Source organism: Vibrio splendidus, assembly GCF_002873455.1.
Taxonomy (GTDB): domain Bacteria; phylum Pseudomonadota; class Gammaproteobacteria; order Enterobacterales; family Vibrionaceae; genus Vibrio; species Vibrio splendidus_J.
The window spans coordinates 233,991-250,721 of the sequence record NZ_MCUN01000006.1 but is presented as its reverse complement, the minus strand read 5'-3'; the positions used below and the strand labels follow the sequence as shown (position 1 = coordinate 250,721).

Annotated in this window: 10 protein-coding genes and 6 tRNA genes; 10 read left to right on the top strand and 6 right to left on the bottom strand. The window is 44.0% G+C overall.

What is annotated here, in order from left to right:
* The first annotated feature begins 131 nt into the window (after positions 1-131).
* Positions 132-222 (top strand) — tRNA-Ser (locus BCU75_RS04390).
* A gap of 118 nt (positions 223-340) precedes the next feature.
* Here the strand turns inward: BCU75_RS04390 and ilvY are convergent.
* A complete protein-coding gene (ilvY, locus tag BCU75_RS04385; protein ID WP_102473021.1) occupies positions 341-1,231 on the bottom strand; it encodes an HTH-type transcriptional activator IlvY in 891 nt (296 codons plus the stop codon).
* Between the two features lie 146 nt (positions 1,232-1,377).
* Here ilvY and ilvC point away from each other — a divergent pair, with 146 nt between their 5' ends.
* A complete protein-coding gene (ilvC, locus tag BCU75_RS04380) occupies positions 1,378-2,862 on the top strand; it encodes a ketol-acid reductoisomerase (RefSeq protein WP_009848086.1) in 1,485 nt (494 codons plus the stop codon).
* Positions 2,863-3,137: 275 nt separating this feature from the next.
* Here the strand turns inward: ilvC and ubiK are convergent, their stop codons facing one another.
* From ubiK to BCU75_RS04360, 4 genes are all read right to left on the bottom strand, one after another.
* Positions 3,138-3,389 (bottom strand): ubiquinone biosynthesis accessory factor UbiK, encoded by a 252-nt coding sequence (gene ubiK / locus BCU75_RS04375; RefSeq protein ID WP_009848085.1) that lies wholly within the window; start codon positions 3,387-3,389, stop codon positions 3,138-3,140.
* Positions 3,390-3,508: 119 nt separating this feature from the next.
* Positions 3,509-6,631, bottom strand: a complete 3,123-nt coding sequence (locus BCU75_RS04370; RefSeq protein ID WP_076679128.1) for a multidrug efflux RND transporter permease subunit — start codon at positions 6,629-6,631, stop codon at positions 3,509-3,511.
* An 11-nt stretch (positions 6,632-6,642) separates the two neighbouring features.
* Positions 6,643-7,749 (bottom strand): efflux RND transporter periplasmic adaptor subunit, encoded by a 1,107-nt coding sequence (locus tag BCU75_RS04365; protein ID WP_076679129.1) that lies wholly within the window; start codon positions 7,747-7,749, stop codon positions 6,643-6,645.
* An 18-nt stretch (positions 7,750-7,767) separates the two neighbouring features.
* On the bottom strand, positions 7,768-8,349 hold the full coding sequence (locus tag BCU75_RS04360) for a TetR/AcrR family transcriptional regulator (RefSeq protein ID WP_198592544.1): 582 nt from the start codon (positions 8,347-8,349) through the stop codon (positions 7,768-7,770).
* Between the two features lie 180 nt (positions 8,350-8,529).
* On the opposite strand from BCU75_RS04360, the gene rep reads away from it, so the two are divergent.
* Positions 8,530-10,548, top strand: coding sequence for a DNA helicase Rep (gene rep, locus BCU75_RS04355; protein WP_076679131.1), 2,019 nt, complete (start codon positions 8,530-8,532; stop codon positions 10,546-10,548).
* 95 nt (positions 10,549-10,643) lie between these two features.
* Here the strand turns inward: rep and BCU75_RS04350 are convergent, their stop codons facing one another.
* Complete coding sequence (locus tag BCU75_RS04350) at positions 10,644-11,057, bottom strand: c-type cytochrome (RefSeq protein WP_054548019.1); 414 nt, start codon at positions 11,055-11,057, stop codon at positions 10,644-10,646.
* A gap of 297 nt (positions 11,058-11,354) precedes the next feature.
* Here BCU75_RS04350 and BCU75_RS04345 point away from each other — a divergent pair.
* From BCU75_RS04345 to BCU75_RS04315, 7 genes are all read left to right on the top strand, one after another.
* Positions 11,355-11,431: transfer RNA gene (locus tag BCU75_RS04345), tRNA-Arg, on the top strand.
* A gap of 49 nt (positions 11,432-11,480) precedes the next feature.
* Positions 11,481-11,556: transfer RNA gene (locus BCU75_RS04340), tRNA-His, on the top strand.
* 78 nt (positions 11,557-11,634) lie between these two features.
* A tRNA-Pro gene (locus tag BCU75_RS04335) sits at positions 11,635-11,711 on the top strand.
* Positions 11,712-11,755: 44 nt separating this feature from the next.
* A tRNA-His gene (locus tag BCU75_RS04330) sits at positions 11,756-11,831 on the top strand.
* A gap of 55 nt (positions 11,832-11,886) precedes the next feature.
* Positions 11,887-11,963: transfer RNA gene (locus BCU75_RS04325), tRNA-Pro, on the top strand.
* A 1,239-nt stretch (positions 11,964-13,202) separates the two neighbouring features.
* Positions 13,203-14,930 carry a dipeptide ABC transporter ATP-binding protein gene (locus BCU75_RS04320; protein ID WP_102473020.1) on the top strand — a complete coding sequence of 576 codons (1,728 nt, stop codon included), beginning with the start codon at positions 13,203-13,205 and terminating at the stop codon, positions 14,928-14,930.
* A 94-nt stretch (positions 14,931-15,024) separates the two neighbouring features.
* Positions 15,025-16,578, top strand: a complete 1,554-nt coding sequence (locus BCU75_RS04315; protein ID WP_102473019.1) for an ABC transporter substrate-binding protein — start codon at positions 15,025-15,027, stop codon at positions 16,576-16,578.
* The last annotated feature ends 153 nt before the right edge of the window (positions 16,579-16,731 follow it).

The window sequence follows — 16,731 nt, the reverse complement described above, 5'->3', positions numbered from 1 at the left end:
CCATGTGAGAGTAGGACATCGCCAGGCTCCTATTTATTTTCACTTTTTAAAAAGTGAAGACAAAAGGTATCGTTATTTGCATAGCAAGTAACAACATCATTAGTGTACTAATCTATTGATGACAATTTGTTGGAGGGATGGCTGAGTGGTCGAAAGCACCGGTCTTGAAAACCGGCAACCGTTAATAGCGGTTCTAGGGTTCAAATCCCTATCCCTCCACCACCATTGAAAAGCCCGCTGAGAAATCAGCGGGCTTTTTCATATCTGCTATTAAGAAAAACAAAAAAGAGCACTAACGTGCTCTCTTTATTATTCTCTTAACCAACATATCTAAAGTTAACTAGTCAGGGAGATATTTTCCTTCGGCTACCTGCCAGAATGCTCTAATCAATGGGTTCTCAAGTTGAGATCGTTTACAGCAGACACCTAATTCAAACGGTTTGATTGGCTCTATTTTTAATCGGTCGACTTTGTCTCTCACTGGACTGTTGTTAATGACTACATCTGGCGCGATACCAACCCCACAGCCAAGAGCAACCATACTTACGATTGCTTCATGACCTGATACCTGAGCGTAAATGTTGGGCTTTATCTTCATCTTTTTGAACCACGCGTTCGCACGTTCTCGCGCAGTCCCTGCTTCTGGGATGATAAAAGGCACTTCATTCCAGTTTGGTTTATCTGATTGCAGTTGCTGACTAAAACTACTCACACCGGATGGGATGATCACTGATAGTGGGATATCGCTGATGGTTTCGAACTCTAATCTTGAAGGAAGGATGTCGGGCTTCGCTGAGATAGCAATATCTGCTTCATCATTTAAAATCTTGTCGATGGATTGAGCCGGATCGCCGGTAGAGAGCTTAAATTCAATGTATGGATGAATAGATCTAAATTCGGTCATGAGCTCTGGTAGGTGGCTGTAGCTAGCCGTTACCGAGCAAAATATGCGAATCTCACCTTTAAGCTCTTGTTCACCACCTTTAAGGTGAAGATTGTATTGCTGCCACTCTCCAACGATGCTTAATGCTACTGGCAATAGATGCTTTCCTGCTGGAGTAAGATCAACACTGCGGTTATCTCTGATAAGCAATTCTTGCCCCGTTTCCTCTTCAAGCTTTTGTACCTGACGACTAAGTGCTGAAGGACTGACGTGCATAGCAGCAGCGGTTTTACTGAAACTCTTGCTATTACATAAATGTATAAATAATTGTAGAGATTTTATGTTCATGTTTTGCGATCGTTTCCATGTTGCATTTATTGCAATAACTAATTGTGAATATATCACTTTCAGCAACGGAGTGTCTGTTTTAGTATGAAGTCATTCGATAGATAGATATCGACCTTACGGACTTATTTTTAAAGGAGTGCCCTAGAATGGCTAACTATTTCAATACATTAAACCTTCGTGAACAACTAGACCAATTAGGTCGTTGCCGCTTCATGGATCGTGAAGAATTCACGACAGAAGCTGAATATCTTGAAGGTAAGAAAATCGTAATTGTTGGTTGTGGTGCTCAAGGCCTAAACCAAGGTCTGAACATGCGTGATTCTGGTCTAGACGTATCTTACGCTCTACGCCAAGCGGCAATTGATGAAAAGCGTCAATCATTCAAAAACGCGGATGAAAACGGCTTTGTTGTGGGTAGCTACGAAACGCTAATCCCTCAAGCAGATCTAGTTATCAACCTTACTCCAGACAAGCAACATACAAATGTTGTTGAAACAGTAATGCCTCTAATGAAGCAAGGCGCTGCTCTTGGTTACTCTCATGGCTTTAACGTTGTTGAAGAAGGCATGCAATTACGTTCTGACCTTACGGTTGTTATGGTTGCACCTAAGTGTCCCGGTTCTGAAGTACGTGAAGAGTACAAGCGTGGCTTCGGTGTACCAACACTGATCGCTGTTCACCCAGAAAATGACCCTAAAGGCGAAGGTTGGGATATCGCTAAAGCTTGGGCTGCTGGTACTGGTGGTCACCGCGCAGGTTGCCTAGAGTCTTCTTTCGTAGCTGAAGTTAAATCTGACCTTATGGGTGAGCAAACTATCCTTTGTGGCATGCTACAAGCTGGTTCTATCGTATCTTACGAGAAGATGATTGCTGATGGCATTGAACCAGGCTATGCAGGCAAGCTTCTACAATACGGTTGGGAAACGATCACTGAAGCGCTTAAGTTCGGTGGCGTAACTCACATGATGGATCGTCTATCTAACCCTGCTAAAGTTAAAGCGTTTGAGCTTTCTGAAGAGCTTAAAGATCTAATGCGTCCGCTTTACAACAAGCACATGGATGACATCATCTCTGGTCACTTCTCTAGCACTATGATGGCTGACTGGGCGAACGATGACGTGAACCTATTAGGCTGGCGCGAAGAGACAGGTGAAACTGCATTCGAAAATTACCCAGCTTCTGACGTAGAAATCTCAGAGCAAGAGTACTTCGATAACGGTATCCTCATGGTTGCTATGGTTCGTGCCGGTGTTGAGCTAGCATTCGAAGCTATGACAGCATCTGGCATCATCGATGAGTCTGCTTACTACGAATCTCTACATGAACTTCCACTAATTGCAAACACAGTTGCTCGTAAGCGTCTTTACGAAATGAACGTTGTAATCTCTGATACTGCTGAGTACGGTAACTACCTGTTCGCTAACGTAGCAACACCGCTACTGCGTGAGAAGTTCATGCCTTCAGTAGCAACAGACGTAATCGGCCGTGGTCTAGGTGAAACATCTAACCAAGTTGATAACGCTAAGCTAATTGAAGTAAACGAAGCTATTCGTAACCACCCTGTAGAATACATTGGTGAAGAGTTACGTAGCTACATGAGCGATATGAAGCGTATTGCTGTAGGCGGTTAATTAGTCGCTTAGATACTGATAAATTTGTAGAAAAAGCGAAGCAGTATCACTAACTTCTTACAGGTTGGAGTTATAAATAAGCAACACAACATCTAATAAAAAGGCTTGGTCGCCGTTGACCAAGCCTTTTTGCTTTTAGTAACAAAGTCTTAAAAATCAATCAAATGAATATTGCTTGATAGGTCTTCGTCGGTTTTCAGTTCTTGATTGATCTTCAGAAATACAAAAGGGTTGGTGTTTTCACACCAACCCTTTTAAGTTTTTTTACTTTACGCTTACTTGTCGGCAATCTTTGCTTCTAAGTCCGCTAGCTTTTGTTCCATTTCAGTCAGCTTTTGGCGAGTGCGCAGTAGTACTTGTGTTTGAACATCAAATTCTTCACGGCTTACAACGTCTAACTTATTCAACTGGCCTTGGATAACCTGGCGAACTTTTTGATCTACGTCTGAACCAAGCTCTTTTACTGGTTGAGGCATAGAATCGTGGATCTGCTTAGCAATCTGCTCTAGTTTTTTTGGATCAAACATATCAATTAAAACTCCTGAATATTTATCACTATTCTATTTAATCACACTTGAGATGTCGCCTATGGCGTACAAAAAAAGGCCACCGAAGTAGCCTTTTTATTGTTATTACGACTTAGTGATTACTTATTATCAGCTAATTCTCTGTGCGCTGCTTTTGCTTCATCGACGCGAGCTAGCTTTTCTAGGTCTTTGTCTTCAACAAATACAGGTAAAGGTTTGTGTTTTTCAGCCAAGTAGCTGTAAATCACAGGCAGTACAAATAGCGTGAAGATAGTACCAATCGCTAGACCTGCAACGATTACGATACCAATACTGAAACGCTGAGCCGCACCCGCACCACTTGCGTACATCAGTGGGATTAGACCCGCGATCATCGCAGCCGTTGTCATCAGGATTGGACGAAGACGAACCTTCGCCGCTTCCATTACCGCTTCAATACGGTTTTTGTGATTATGTAGCTGTTCTTCTTTGGCTACCTCACAGATCAAGATACCGTGCTTGGTAATCAGGCCGACCAATGTGATCAAACCAACTTGCGAATAGATGTTCATCGTTGCCGCACCCCAAGCCAGAGCGATTAGGGCACCACAAATCGCCAGTGGTACAGATACCATGATAACCAGTGGATCTTTTAGAGATTCAAACTGAATCGCCAATACCAAGAAGATGATCGCCAACGCTAAACCAAAGGTCGCGTAAAGTGCGCTACCTTCTGTTACGTATTGGCGTGCTTCACCCATGTAGTCATGGTTGTAGCCACTTGGAAGCTTGTTCGCTGCTGTGTCTTCAAACCACGCAATTGCGTCACCCATTGCTGCGCCTGGAGCCGGTACCGCACCAATCGTAGCCGAGTTCAATTGGTTGAAGTGAGGAAGTGAGCGAGGCTCTGCCACAACATCAATCGTAATCAAACTGCCTAGTGGAACGGCGTTACCATCAGCGGCACGTACGTAGTAGTTGTTCATTGACTCTGGGTTCAAACGGAATTTACGTTCAACTTGAGGAATAACCTCGTAAGAACGGCCATTTAAGTCGATACGGTTTACGTAGCCATCTGACATCATGGTACCGAGTGTGATACCGATATCTTGCATGGTCACGCCGTATGCGCCCGCTTTATCCTTGTCGATGTTGATCTTCATGGTTGCTGAGTCGTAGTTCAGATCGAGATCTGAATACACGAACAGTGGATTTGAAGAGACATCAGCCAGAATGTCGGTGGTGATTTGGAACAAGCTTTCAAAACTGTTTGGCGTTGTAATGACAAACTGAATCGGAAGACCTGAACCTGCACCTGGTAGTTCTGGCATTTGGAATGCAGTTACCGCCATTCCTGGAACATCTTTCACCAAATTACCAACGCGGTTTGCTACGTCTGATTGGCTTGCTTCACGTTCGCTCCAAGGCACCATAGATGCGATACCAAATGCTTGGTTTGCATTAGGCACACCTGTAAATACCTGTGCGTAAGCTACTTCTGGCTGATCAGACAGAATCTTGTTTACGTCGTTCATGGTGTTTTGCATGAAGTCTAAGTTCGCATTCGACGGTGCTGTACCCATTAACATGATTACACCTTTATCTTCTGAAGGTGCTAACTCGCTAGGGATGAACTTGAACAACAATGGCAAACTTGCAAATACGATGATAGCAAAACCAATAAATACTGGACGATGTTGCATTACCGCACCAAGCATACGCTCGTAACGGTTGGTCATGCCATCCAGCACGCTATGAACTTTCTGCTCAAATTTGCTCGGCTCTGCGTGAGCTTTTAGCATTTTTGAACACATCATTGGCGACAGCGTTAGTGCCACAATACCCGAAACAAAAACTGAACCGGCTAGGGTTAACGCAAACTCTTTAAATAGCGAGCCAGTGATACCACCCATCATCGCGATTGGAGCGTATACCGCACCTAGCGTTAATGTCATTGCAATAACAGGGATCGCAATTTCACGAGTACCGATAATTGCTGCTCGGAAAGGTGACTCCCCGAGCTTGATATGCCGGTCGACGTTTTCAAGTACAACGATCGCATCATCTACCACTAGGCCGATGGCGAGTACCATTGCCAGAAGTGTCATTAGGTTCCAAGAGAAGCCCATTGCCTGCATTACCATTGCCACACCAATCAAAGACAGTGGGATAGTAACAATAGGGATCAGTACCGCTCGGAATGAACCTAAGAACAAAGTAATTACGATCAATACAATTAATGCTGCTTCAAGAATGGTCTTAATAACCTCTTGAATTGATTCGTTAATCGCAATTGTCGAATCGTACATTACGTTCATTGAGATATTACTTGGTAGGTTCTTCTCTAATTGAGGAAGAAGCTCAAGTACATCTGCAGCGATGTTGATTGGGTTAGCACTTGGTGCCGCGTTAATCGCTGCAACAACCGCTTCTTGACCATTAGCACTTGCGCGGTAAATGTCGTGGCTTTTCTCTAGAGAAACCTTAGCGATGTCGGATAGGCGAATGATCTCACCTTCACCGCTCTTCACTACTAGGTTCTCTAATTCTTCAGTGTTTGATACCTGAGTATCTGCACTGCCGTTGTAAAGCACGAACTCACCGGTTGCTTGACCCGTAGCCGATTGGTAGTTGTTAGCGTTCAGTACCGTCATTACATCAGATGCAGTTAGGCTAACTGCTGCCATTTTTGATGGATCTAGCCATACGCGCAGTGCGTATTTCATACCACCATATAGGTCAACTTTAGATACACCATTTACCGTAAATAGTTGCGGGTTGATTACACGCTCTAGGTAGTCAGTAATTTGGCTCGACACCAACTCATCACTAGTAAAACCAATGTAGAGTACAGCCGTCGTTGAACCGGTAGACATAGTTACGGTTGGATCTTCGGCTTCTTTAGGAAGCTGAGAACGCACCGAGTTAGTCTTGGCCAGTATGTCAGACAGCGCCGCATTCGGGTCGGTGTTCAACTTCATGTTGACGGTAATCGTAGAACTACCAAGTACAGAAGAAGAAGTCATATAGTCGATATTATCCGCTTGAGCCACAGCCTGTTCGAGGGGCTGGGTGATAAAGCCTTGGATAAGATCGGCACTTGCACCGTAGTAACTCGTGGTTACGGTTACGACGGTATTCGTCATTTCAGGGTATTCACGCACCTGCATTTTGAAGATTGCTTGTAAGCCAAGCAGAGCAATCAAAAAGCTGATGGATACCGCTAGAACTGGACGTTTAATAAAAACATCAGTAAAGCGCATTGTGCCTCCAGTTACAGCTTAGGTGTTTCAGATGGTGGAGTGATTGCATCACTTTCAACAACCTTAACTTTGGCACCGTTACTTAGACGTACTTGGCCAGAAGTTACAACCGTATCGCCGGCTTTAACGCCTTCAAGGATGTGTGCAATCTCAGCGGTACGCTCACCTACTTTTACAACATGTTGAGCAACACGTTGAACGCCGTCTTCTTCCGTCAGGATGTAAACATTGTCACCATATAGAGTGAAAGTAATCGCTGTTTGAGGCAACGTTACTTGGTTCTCTAGCTTAGGCAGAATGATGTTAGCGCGAGCGAACATGCCGCTACGAAGTTGGCCACCATTGTTTGGAATATCGGCTTGAACTTGAATAAGACCACTTTGGATACTTACCGCTGGCTCAATGGCACTAATAGAGCCTTCAAAAGGTTTTTCTGGGTAAGCATCAACAAAGATGTCGATAGCCTGACCAACATTAATACGAGAGATATCTGTTTGAGATACTGTAAAGCGTAGACGCATGACGCTTGTATCTTCTAAACGAACGATATCTGTACCTGATTGCAGGTATTGGCCTAGGTACACGTTACGGATACCCACTTTGCCATCGAAAGGAGCACGAATTTCACGGCGTTCGATAGATGCTTTTAGGCTTTCAATATCAGCTGATAGAGAGTAGTAGTTTGCTTCTGCTTCATCGTATGCTTCTTTTGAAATAGAACCTTTCTTAAATAGGCCTTGGTAGCGTTTGTATTTTGCTTTTGCCGCAGGCAGGCGAGCTTCAGAACTTTTTAGGTTTGCCTTTTCTACGCCAGAATCAAGACGAACAAGAAGTTGGTCATTTTTAACATCAGTACCAGAACCAAAAGAGATTTGGTCAATAACACCGCTGGTTTCGTTCGCTAGTGTGACACCTTGGTTAGGTTCGATGAAGCCGATAGCTTCAATCACTGGAACCCAGTCGATCGGCTGAACTTCAGTAACCGTTACTGGAAACTCTGGTTCAGGGCGGTTGGCCATATACTCAGCAATTTTTTGTTGTTTGAACATGTTGAACCCAATAACGCTGCCGAAAAGCAGTACAGCGATGAATAACATGAAGAAAGTCCACTTTTTCATTATGGTCAGAACTCCGATCTAGTGTTTAATTATTGCGTCCCAACTGGCTTCTATTGCAGATTCTAGTTCTGCCTCGTCGAGTTGGTAAAATCCTAAAGAATGCTTACGTGCTAGAGATACGCTAGCCGCTAAGCTCAAGCCACCTAATACTTCATTATTAAGTGGTTTAAACAGTCCTTGCTCTTTTCCCTCATTAAATAGCAGCTCAACTTGGGCAAACATTTCACGCTCTAGTTCCCTGAAGTTTAGGCTATTTGTGATGGGTAGAGAGTCATACTGAACCCGATTTTTTATCGCGGCTAAGTTCGTTCCCGCTAAGTTCCATATGTTCAACCACATAGTACGATAGCGTTGCTTAATTGGATCCGAATCATCAACCCCTTCTTGAACAGCATCAGCTACTCGTTGAGTCACGAGCACTCGAACATCATCTATCAAGTGGTCCTTATCATCAAAGTAGCGGTAGATAGTGCCTGCAGCAACTCCCGCCTCTTTGGCTAATTTTTGCATTGAAAGGCCTTGAAAGCCGACCTCCGCAATGAGCTTTTCAGCGGCAGAAAGTATTTGTTGGCGTTTATCCTGAGGTGCATGAGTTGTCATTATTCCATCACCAGTGAATGAACGTTCATTCATTATAGCCCAAGAACCATACACATGTGCAACAAAGTTTTACACAAGTAGCGTAAAAATCTTGTATAAGAGAACGTAGCATTCGTGGTGTTGCAGCATTATTATAGGCGCGCAATTGAATTCGCCCCTCTAGACCAAATTGAGAATCAAATGAAACTGAATCCAAGACAAGATGAAGCCGTGAAATATGTTTCGGGCCCCTGCTTAGTATTAGCGGGCGCTGGATCTGGGAAAACACGTGTTATCACTAATAAGATTGCTTACTTGGTTCAAGAGTGTGGCTACAAGGCGCGTAATATTGCAGCGGTAACCTTTACCAATAAAGCGGCACGAGAGATGAAAGAGCGTGTTGGACAAACCTTGGGTAAAGGCGAGTCGAAAGGGTTAATTGTTTCGACCTTTCATACCATGGGTCTAACCATTATTCGCCGCGAATACAAAGCTCTGGGTCTTAAAGCTGGATTCTCGTTATTTGATGATCAAGACCAGCTAGCTTTATTAAAAGAGCTAACAGAAACACAGATCGATGGTGATAAGGATCTGTTGCGTTCTTTAATGAGTACAATTTCAAATTGGAAGAATGACATGCTGACGCCAGATCAGGCGAAAGCAAGAGCTCAAGGCGAACAAGAGCAGCTGTTTGCATTTTGTTTTGAGATGTATCAGAAACAGATGAAGGCCTACAACGCACTCGATTTTGATGACCTGATCGCGATGCCGGTATTGCTTCTGAAAACCAATCAAGAAGTGCGTGAGCGCTGGCAATCTCGTATCCGCTATTTACTGGTCGATGAATACCAAGATACCAACACCAGTCAATATGAGTTGGTGCGACTGCTTGTCGGTGAAAGAGGGCGTCTCACTGTGGTAGGTGATGATGACCAATCTATCTACTCATGGCGTGGCGCAAAACCGCAAAACTTGGTGTTGCTTGGTGAAGACTATCCAAACCTTCGCTTGATTAAGCTAGAGCAAAATTATCGCTCAACGAGCCGTATCTTGCGTGCAGCGAATATTTTGATCGCTAATAACCCTCACGTTTATGAAAAATCACTGTTCTCTGAGATCCCAGACGGAGAAAAACTCAAAGTATTGAACGCTAAGAACGAAGAACACGAAGCAGAGCGTATTACCGGTGAGATCATCGCTCACAAGTTTTTGAATCGTACAGAATACAAAGATTACGCAGTACTTTACCGCGGTAACCACCAATCTCGCTTGATTGAAAAAGCGCTGATGCAAAACCGTGTACCTTACAAGATCTCTGGCGGTACATCCTTTTTCGCCAGAGCAGAAATTAAAGACATCATGGCTTACCTACGTGTGTTAGTGAACCCTGATGATGACAACGCCTTCCTGCGTATTGTGAATACGCCGCGTCGTGAGATCGGCCCTGTTACGCTTGAAAAATTAGGCAGCTACGCCAACATGCGTGGTAAAAGTCTGTTTGAAGCCAGCTTCGAAATGGGCTTAGAGCAAACATTGACTGGCCGTGGCTTAGAAAACCTGCGTCGCTTCGGTGATTGGATTGTTCGAATTTCAGATAATGCTGAACGCGGTAATACAGTTGAGGCGGTTCGTTCTTTGGTTCGTGATATTAACTATGAAGACTGGTTATACGAAACCTCGGCAAGCCCGAAAGCGGCTGAAATGCGAATGAAGAACGTCTCTGATCTGTATAGCTGGATTGTGGCCGACCTCGAAGGTGATAACTATGATAAAGAAGAGAAGACGCTACGAGAGGTTGTTCAACGCTTAACTTTACGCGACATGATGGAACGCGGGGAAGATGATGACGATGCAGACCAAGTTCAACTAATGACATTGCACGCATCGAAAGGCCTAGAGTTTCCGTATGTATTCTTGATGGGTGCCGAAGAGGGCATCTTGCCGCACCAAACCAGTGTTGATGAAGGTAATGTAGAAGAAGAGCGTCGTCTTATGTATGTAGGGATTACGCGAGCGCAGAAAGAGCTGACCTTTACTAAGTGTCGTGAACGCCGTCAATATGGTGAATTGATTAAGCCAACACAAAGTCGCTTTCTTGATGAGTTGCCGCATGATGACGTGGAGTGGGAAAGCGTTAAGAAACCACAATCCGCAGAAGAAAGAATGGAAAAAGGACAGGCGCACATTGCTAACATTCGTGCGATGTTCAATAAGAAGTAATGCTCTGCTTTAATAGCACTATATAGAAGCCAATAAAAAGGTGATCATGAGATCACCTTTTCTGAATCTGGCGTTTTTAATTACAGATCGGTAAATTACAGACCAGCAATCATGTGCTCGATAGCATCTTTGATTTCGTCGTCTGAACAGTCCATACATGAACCTTTCGCTGGCATTGCATTAAAGCCGTTGATTGCGTGGTTAGCTAGGATATCGCGACCTTGAGCAATACGAGGCCCCCAATCACCAGCATCACCTGTTTTAGGTGCGCCACTTACGCCAGATGCGTGACAAGCGATACAAAAGGTACCGTAAACTGTTGCGCCATCACGAGGGCCTGTTGGTTCTGCGGCTACTGGTTCGCTGCCTACTAGGTAAACTTGACCAACTGGTTTGATGCGTTCAGCAATCGCATCTTGCTCTGCTTCGCTTAGGCCTGAAGCCATTGCGCCAGTTGAAAAGGTTAAAACTGCGATGACAACGCTTAAAATTCGACGAGACATATCCATTAAACTCACTTTACATTCCCAAGGTAAGTACGTGCTTACCAATTTATAGTGTTGGAAGGGTGTTTTGATTTGAGCAGCAAAGAGCAACTGTTAAACCAATGTAAATAATGGGTGATTATATCCCGATAAGTTGTTGCAATAAACAACAACTTATAAGCTGTGGCGGGTTGTAGTACTCAAATAAGGGGTTTATCACATATTAACTGTCGAAAAAGAGACCAAACAGAAAAAAAAGTTAAAAAAGTACTAGACGGCATTAGGTGATATACGTATTATTCCACTCCGCCGACAGGGCATGCGCCTGTAGCTCAGCTGGATAGAGCGTTGGCCTCCGGAGCCAAAGGCCGAAGGTTCGAATCCTTTCAGGCGCGCCATCCGGTCTCTTACTTCGGTAAGTGAGAATTGGCAAAAAAAGAAACAATGGTGGCTATAGCTCAGTTGGTAGAGCCCTGGATTGTGATTCCGGTGGTCGCGAGTTCGAATCTCGTTAGCCACCCCATTCTTTCTTTATAGAATAAAACGGTAGCTTAGGCTTCCAGTGTTGACTCGTTATTCCCAAGAGTCGAGACAAAAAAGTCGGTGAATAGCGCAGCTTGGTAGCGCATCTGGTTTGGGACCAGAGGGTCGGGGGTTCGAATCCCTCTTCACCGACCACTATTTCAATAATCGCTTTTAAGCGGTTATATAAAAAATTAGTGGTGGCTATAGCTCAGTTGGTAGAGCCCTGGATTGTGATTCCGGTGGTCGCGAGTTCGAATCTCGTTAGCCACCCCATTAATTTTGGTAACTTCTTTGAAGTTCCCAGTTTGAGAAATCAAACAAAATATCTCGGTGAATAGCGCAGCTTGGTAGCGCATCTGGTTTGGGACCAGAGGGTCGGGGGTTCGAATCCCTCTTCACCGACCACCTTAAGAAGCCTCGTCAGAAATGACGGGGCTTTTTTACGTCTGGAATTTAGATAATTTGGTACCAAGAGGGTCGTGGGCTGGATCGCCAGTCCGATCAAATCCCCTTCACTGACCACCTTTAAGAAAGCTCATCAGAAATGATGAGCTTTTTTTTCATCTGTAGATCACTAGGCTGGAACCCAAGTGGGGTTCGTCTGATGTTCAAAGAATGTCTCTTCACCTATCACTTAAGAAGCCGAAGCCTCAGTCTAAAGACTGGGGCTTTTTACGTTTGGAGTTTAGGTGGTTTGGGTTCAGAGAGCTGCGACTTGAATCGCCAGCCCGGTGGATCGCCAGCTCGGCGGTTCGTCAGGCCACAGGAAGCGCTTCCGTGCCGAATCTCTCTTTATTTACCACAATAGAGGCTTCAGTCGAAAGGTTGAGATTTTTGACATCTGTCGTTGAAGTTATTCTTGATTTTGAATACTGATACCCTAAATATTTCAATGTCTTGCTTGATATGGCCTTCGCAAAATTCATCCTTTATATAAGGGGATCTCTTACCTTTTTTCTAGATTATTACGCTTTTCTAGAGGATCCCTCTTTATTAAATTGGCTGTTCTATATCTAATTTTATATAAAATTCACCGTTAATAATTCGACAGATTAATAGGTTTGGTCTAAAGATTTTTATGAAAAGTGAAATTTGACCCCGAATATGCTCTCTAAGGCCTGTATTTGACAGTCTTCTTCACATTAAGTCGCTCAAATTCGCCCCCATTTTAGCAAGCCTTTCGTTTCACTGATTGGTATTCGCTGAAATGATGGGGTCGGTAATATATATGGGTAATGCGGTTATATTTGGTTGTTTTGTTTGCTTAAATAACAAAAGTTAGAGTTTGTTTCTATAGTGTTAATTGTTTTTTGGAATAATTATTTGTTTTTATTGACTGGTAGTGAGATCTGCTTTCAATCATAGATTTAACTCTACAAGTAAGTGGTAGTAAGGGGTTTGTGAGTATTTATCATCGACAATATAATATTGATTTTTATTACTATATGCTCTTAAGATGAATAGTTATGTGGCGCTTTTGCTTGTTAAGCGTTTGATGTCGACTTTTTATCCTATTTTTGTTGCTTTTCTGTGAATTATTTGCCAAATTGTCAACCGTATAAAATATCAGAACAATATTCTGGTAAGAATGGATTCAATTTTGCAGACAGGGCAGAGAGCTGCCAAAGCAGTAGAGGTCTGGTAATGTCACTTTTAGAAGTAAAAAATCTTCGTATCGAATACCCATCTCGTCATGGAGTTCACGCAGCAGTAAAGTCGCTTTCGTTCAATATTGAACGTGGTGAGATTGTTGGCGTTGTCGGTGAGTCTGGTGCAGGTAAATCAACAGTAGGCAATGCTGTGATCGATTTGCTGAGTCCTCCTGGTCGCATCGCTAGCGGCGAGGTATTCCTTGATGGCGAAAAAGTTTCAGGTTTGTCTCCTGAACAGATGCGTTCAGTTCGCGGCTCAAAGATTGGATTTATCTTCCAAGATCCAATGACTTCTCTTAACCCTCTATTCACAGTAGAACAGCAGTTAAAAGAAACGATTCATGCCAATATGAAGGTTTCGGATCAAGAAGCCTACCAACGCTCATTAGACTTGATGAACCAAGTTGGTATTCCGCAACCAGAAAACCGTTTAAAGCAGTACCCACACCAATTCTCTGGCGGTATGCGTCAACGTGTGGTTATCGCGATTGCATTGGCAGGTGAACCTGACTTAATCATTGCAGATGAACCAACAACAGCACTGGATGTGTCTATCCAAGACCAGATTTTGGGTTTGATTCGCGACCTATGTATTAAGAAGAACGTAGGTTGTATGTTGGTCACGCATGACATGGGTGTTGTATCTAACGTTACCGACCGCGTTGCGGTTATGTATCGTGGTGATTTAGTTGAGTTTGGCCCGACGGCGAAAGTCCTTGGTACTCCTGAACACCCTTACACGCACAGTCTTATTTCAGCGGTTCCGCGTTCAGATCGTAAACTCGATCGTTTCCCTCTTGTTAGCTACATCGAAGAAGCGCACGAGATGGAACCACTTGATGTGAAAAACCACTGGTTAGGTCAAAGCCAAGATCACCGTGATTACACTGGTCCGTTGTTGAATGTTGAAAATGTAAACTTACGCTTTACCACCAAGGATTCTTTCTTTGAGAGTCGTCGTGAGTACGTTCAGGCGTCAAACAACGTGAGCTTTGAAGTACACGAAGGTGAAACTTTTGGTCTTGTTGGTGAGTCTGGGTCGGGTAAGTCAACGATTGCTCGTGTGATTGCTGGCTTGTACGCACCCAACTCAGGCAAAGTGACCTTTGAAGGTATTGACCTTACTGGGCTTAAGTCTGAGAAAGAGCGTCGCCCAATGCGTCGCCAAATGCAGATGGTGTTCCAAAACCCATACACATCAATGAACCCTCGAATGAAGATATTCGACATCATTGCTGAACCTATCCGATTCCATAAGCTTACGCGCAACGAGAATGAAACTCGTCAGATCGTTCACGACCTGCTAGAGCACGTTGGTTTAGGCAAGATGGCTGGGGTTAAATACCCACACGAATTCTCAGGTGGCCAACGTCAGCGTATTTCTATCGCTCGTGCCTTGGCAACTCGCCCACGTCTTTTAATTTGTGATGAACCTACGTCGGCGCTGGATGTGTCGGTACAGGCTCAGATTCTTAACCTATTAAAAGACTTACAAGACGAGCTCAACCTAACCATGCTGTTCATCAGTCACGATTTACCGGTTATTCGTCAAATGTGTGACCGTGTTGGTGTGATGCAAATGGGAGAACTATTGGAAGTCGCGCCAACAGAGCAGTTGTTCCAATCGCCTCAGCATGAATACAGCAAACACCTAATTTCTTTAATGCCTGAATTTACAGGCTTAAGAGAAGAAAAAGCAGTGGCACAAGCCGCGGTATAAAAATCAGCAGGCTGGAGTTTGGCTTGCTAAAAACAATAAACAGACGCAAATACAACAACTAGGGATCTGGATTCCCGCATGAAGGAGTTATGCAATGAAAACCATGAAAAGCAAATTAGCAGTAGCTTTAATGGCAGCTGGCCTAAGCTTTAGTGCAGCAGCAGCAGATATTACCGTTGGCTACGCAGCTGACCCAGTATCACTTGACCCGCACGAGCAGCTGTCTGGTGGCACACTGCAAATGTCTCACATGGTGTTTGACCCTCTAGTACGTTTCACTCAAGAGATGGATTTTGAAGGCCGCCTGGCATCTAGCTGGGAGCGTGTTGATGACACGACTTTCCGCTTTAACCTACGTAAAGGTGTGAAATTCCACTCTGGTAACGAACTGACTGCTGATGATGTTGTGTGGACTTTTGAACGTCTACAAGCTTCTCCAGACTTTAAGTCTATCTTCACGCCATACGAAAAAATGGTAAAAGTAAATGACTACACAGTTGAGCTAGTATCAAAAGCGGCTTACCCACTAGTGCTACAAACAGCAACGTACATCTTCCCAATGGACAGCAAGTTTTACTCTGGCCAAACAGCGGAAGGCAATGACAAATCTGAGCTAGTGAAGCACGGTAACTCATTTGCTTCGACTAACGTTTCAGGTACTGGGCCATTCATCGTTACGCAACGTGAGCAAGGCGTTAAAGTAACGTTCGAACGTTTCAATGATTACTGGGACAAAGAATCTAAAGGCAACGTAGACAAGCTAACACTTGTGCCAATCAAAGAAGACGCAACGCGTGTAGCAGCACTTCTTTCTGGCGATGTAGATATGATTCACCCAGTAGCACCAAACGATCACAAGCGTGTTAAGAACGCTAAGAATATCGATCTAGTAACGCTACCTGGTACTCGTATCATTACGTTCCAAATGAACCAAAACAGCAACGAAGCACTGAAAGATGTGCGCGTACGTCAAGCGATCGTTCATGCGATTAACAATGAAGGTATTGTTAAGAAAATCATGAAAGGTTTCGCGACAGCGGCTGGTCAACAAAGCCCAACGGGTTACGCGGGCCACGATGAAGCATTAGTACCTCGTTACGACCTGAAAAAAGCGAAAGAGCTTATGAAGGAAGCGGGTTATGAAGATGGCTTTACGCTAACTATGATGGCACCAAATAACCGTTACGTGAACGATGCGAAAGTAGCGCAAGCGTCTGCGGCAATGCTATCTAAGATTGGTATTAAAGTTGATCTTAAAACTATGCCTAAAGCACAGTACTGGCCTGAGTTTGACCTATGTTCTGCAGACATGATGATGATCGGTTGGCACTCAGATACTGAAGATTCAGCTAACTTCAACGAGTTCCTAACAATGACTCGTAACGAAGAAACGGGTCGTGGCCAATACAACTGTTCTGGTTACTCAAACCCTGAGATGGATGCGATTGTAGAAGCTTCTAACACAGAAACTGACCCAGTTAAGCGTTCTAAGATGCTGAAAGGCGTTGAAGCGACATTATACAATGATGCAGCATTCGTACCTCTACATTGGCAGAGTGAAGCGTGGGGCGCGAAGTCTAACGTAGGTGCAGCAGACATCGTAAACCCAATGGTTATGCCTTACTTCGGCGACCTAGTTGTAAAATAATCTAGCTTGCTAGAATAGAGAGCCTGAAGCTTTCAGGCTCTCAATATTATTAAGATATAGTTTAAGTTTCGGTATTTGGTTTTCCTTCAGTTTGGCTAAATACTATTTTAAGACTGAATTTTTTGTTGTCTAATCGCGGATTTCGATTAGACA

Bases quoted from the DNA above. Each gene is read 5' to 3' on its own strand.
- ilvY (WP_102473021.1), bottom strand. From the start codon at position 1,231: ATGAACATAAAATCTCTACAATTATTTATACATTTATGTAATAGCAAG.
- BCU75_RS04360 (WP_198592544.1), bottom strand. From the start codon at position 8,349: ATGACAACTCATGCACCTCAGGATAAACGCCAACAAATACTTTCTGCC.
- ilvC (WP_009848086.1), top strand. From the start codon at position 1,378: ATGGCTAACTATTTCAATACATTAAACCTTCGTGAACAACTAGACCAA.
- ubiK (WP_009848085.1), bottom strand. From the start codon at position 3,389: ATGTTTGATCCAAAAAAACTAGAGCAGATTGCTAAGCAGATCCACGAT.
- BCU75_RS04315 (WP_102473019.1), top strand. From the start codon at position 15,025: ATGAAAACCATGAAAAGCAAATTAGCAGTAGCTTTAATGGCAGCTGGC.
- BCU75_RS04320 (WP_102473020.1), top strand. From the start codon at position 13,203: ATGTCACTTTTAGAAGTAAAAAATCTTCGTATCGAATACCCATCTCGT.
- BCU75_RS04350 (WP_054548019.1), bottom strand. From the start codon at position 11,057: ATGGATATGTCTCGTCGAATTTTAAGCGTTGTCATCGCAGTTTTAACC.
- BCU75_RS04365 (WP_076679129.1), bottom strand. From the start codon at position 7,749: ATGAAAAAGTGGACTTTCTTCATGTTATTCATCGCTGTACTGCTTTTC.
- BCU75_RS04370 (WP_076679128.1), bottom strand. From the start codon at position 6,631: ATGCGCTTTACTGATGTTTTTATTAAACGTCCAGTTCTAGCGGTATCC.
- rep (WP_076679131.1), top strand. From the start codon at position 8,530: ATGAAACTGAATCCAAGACAAGATGAAGCCGTGAAATATGTTTCGGGC.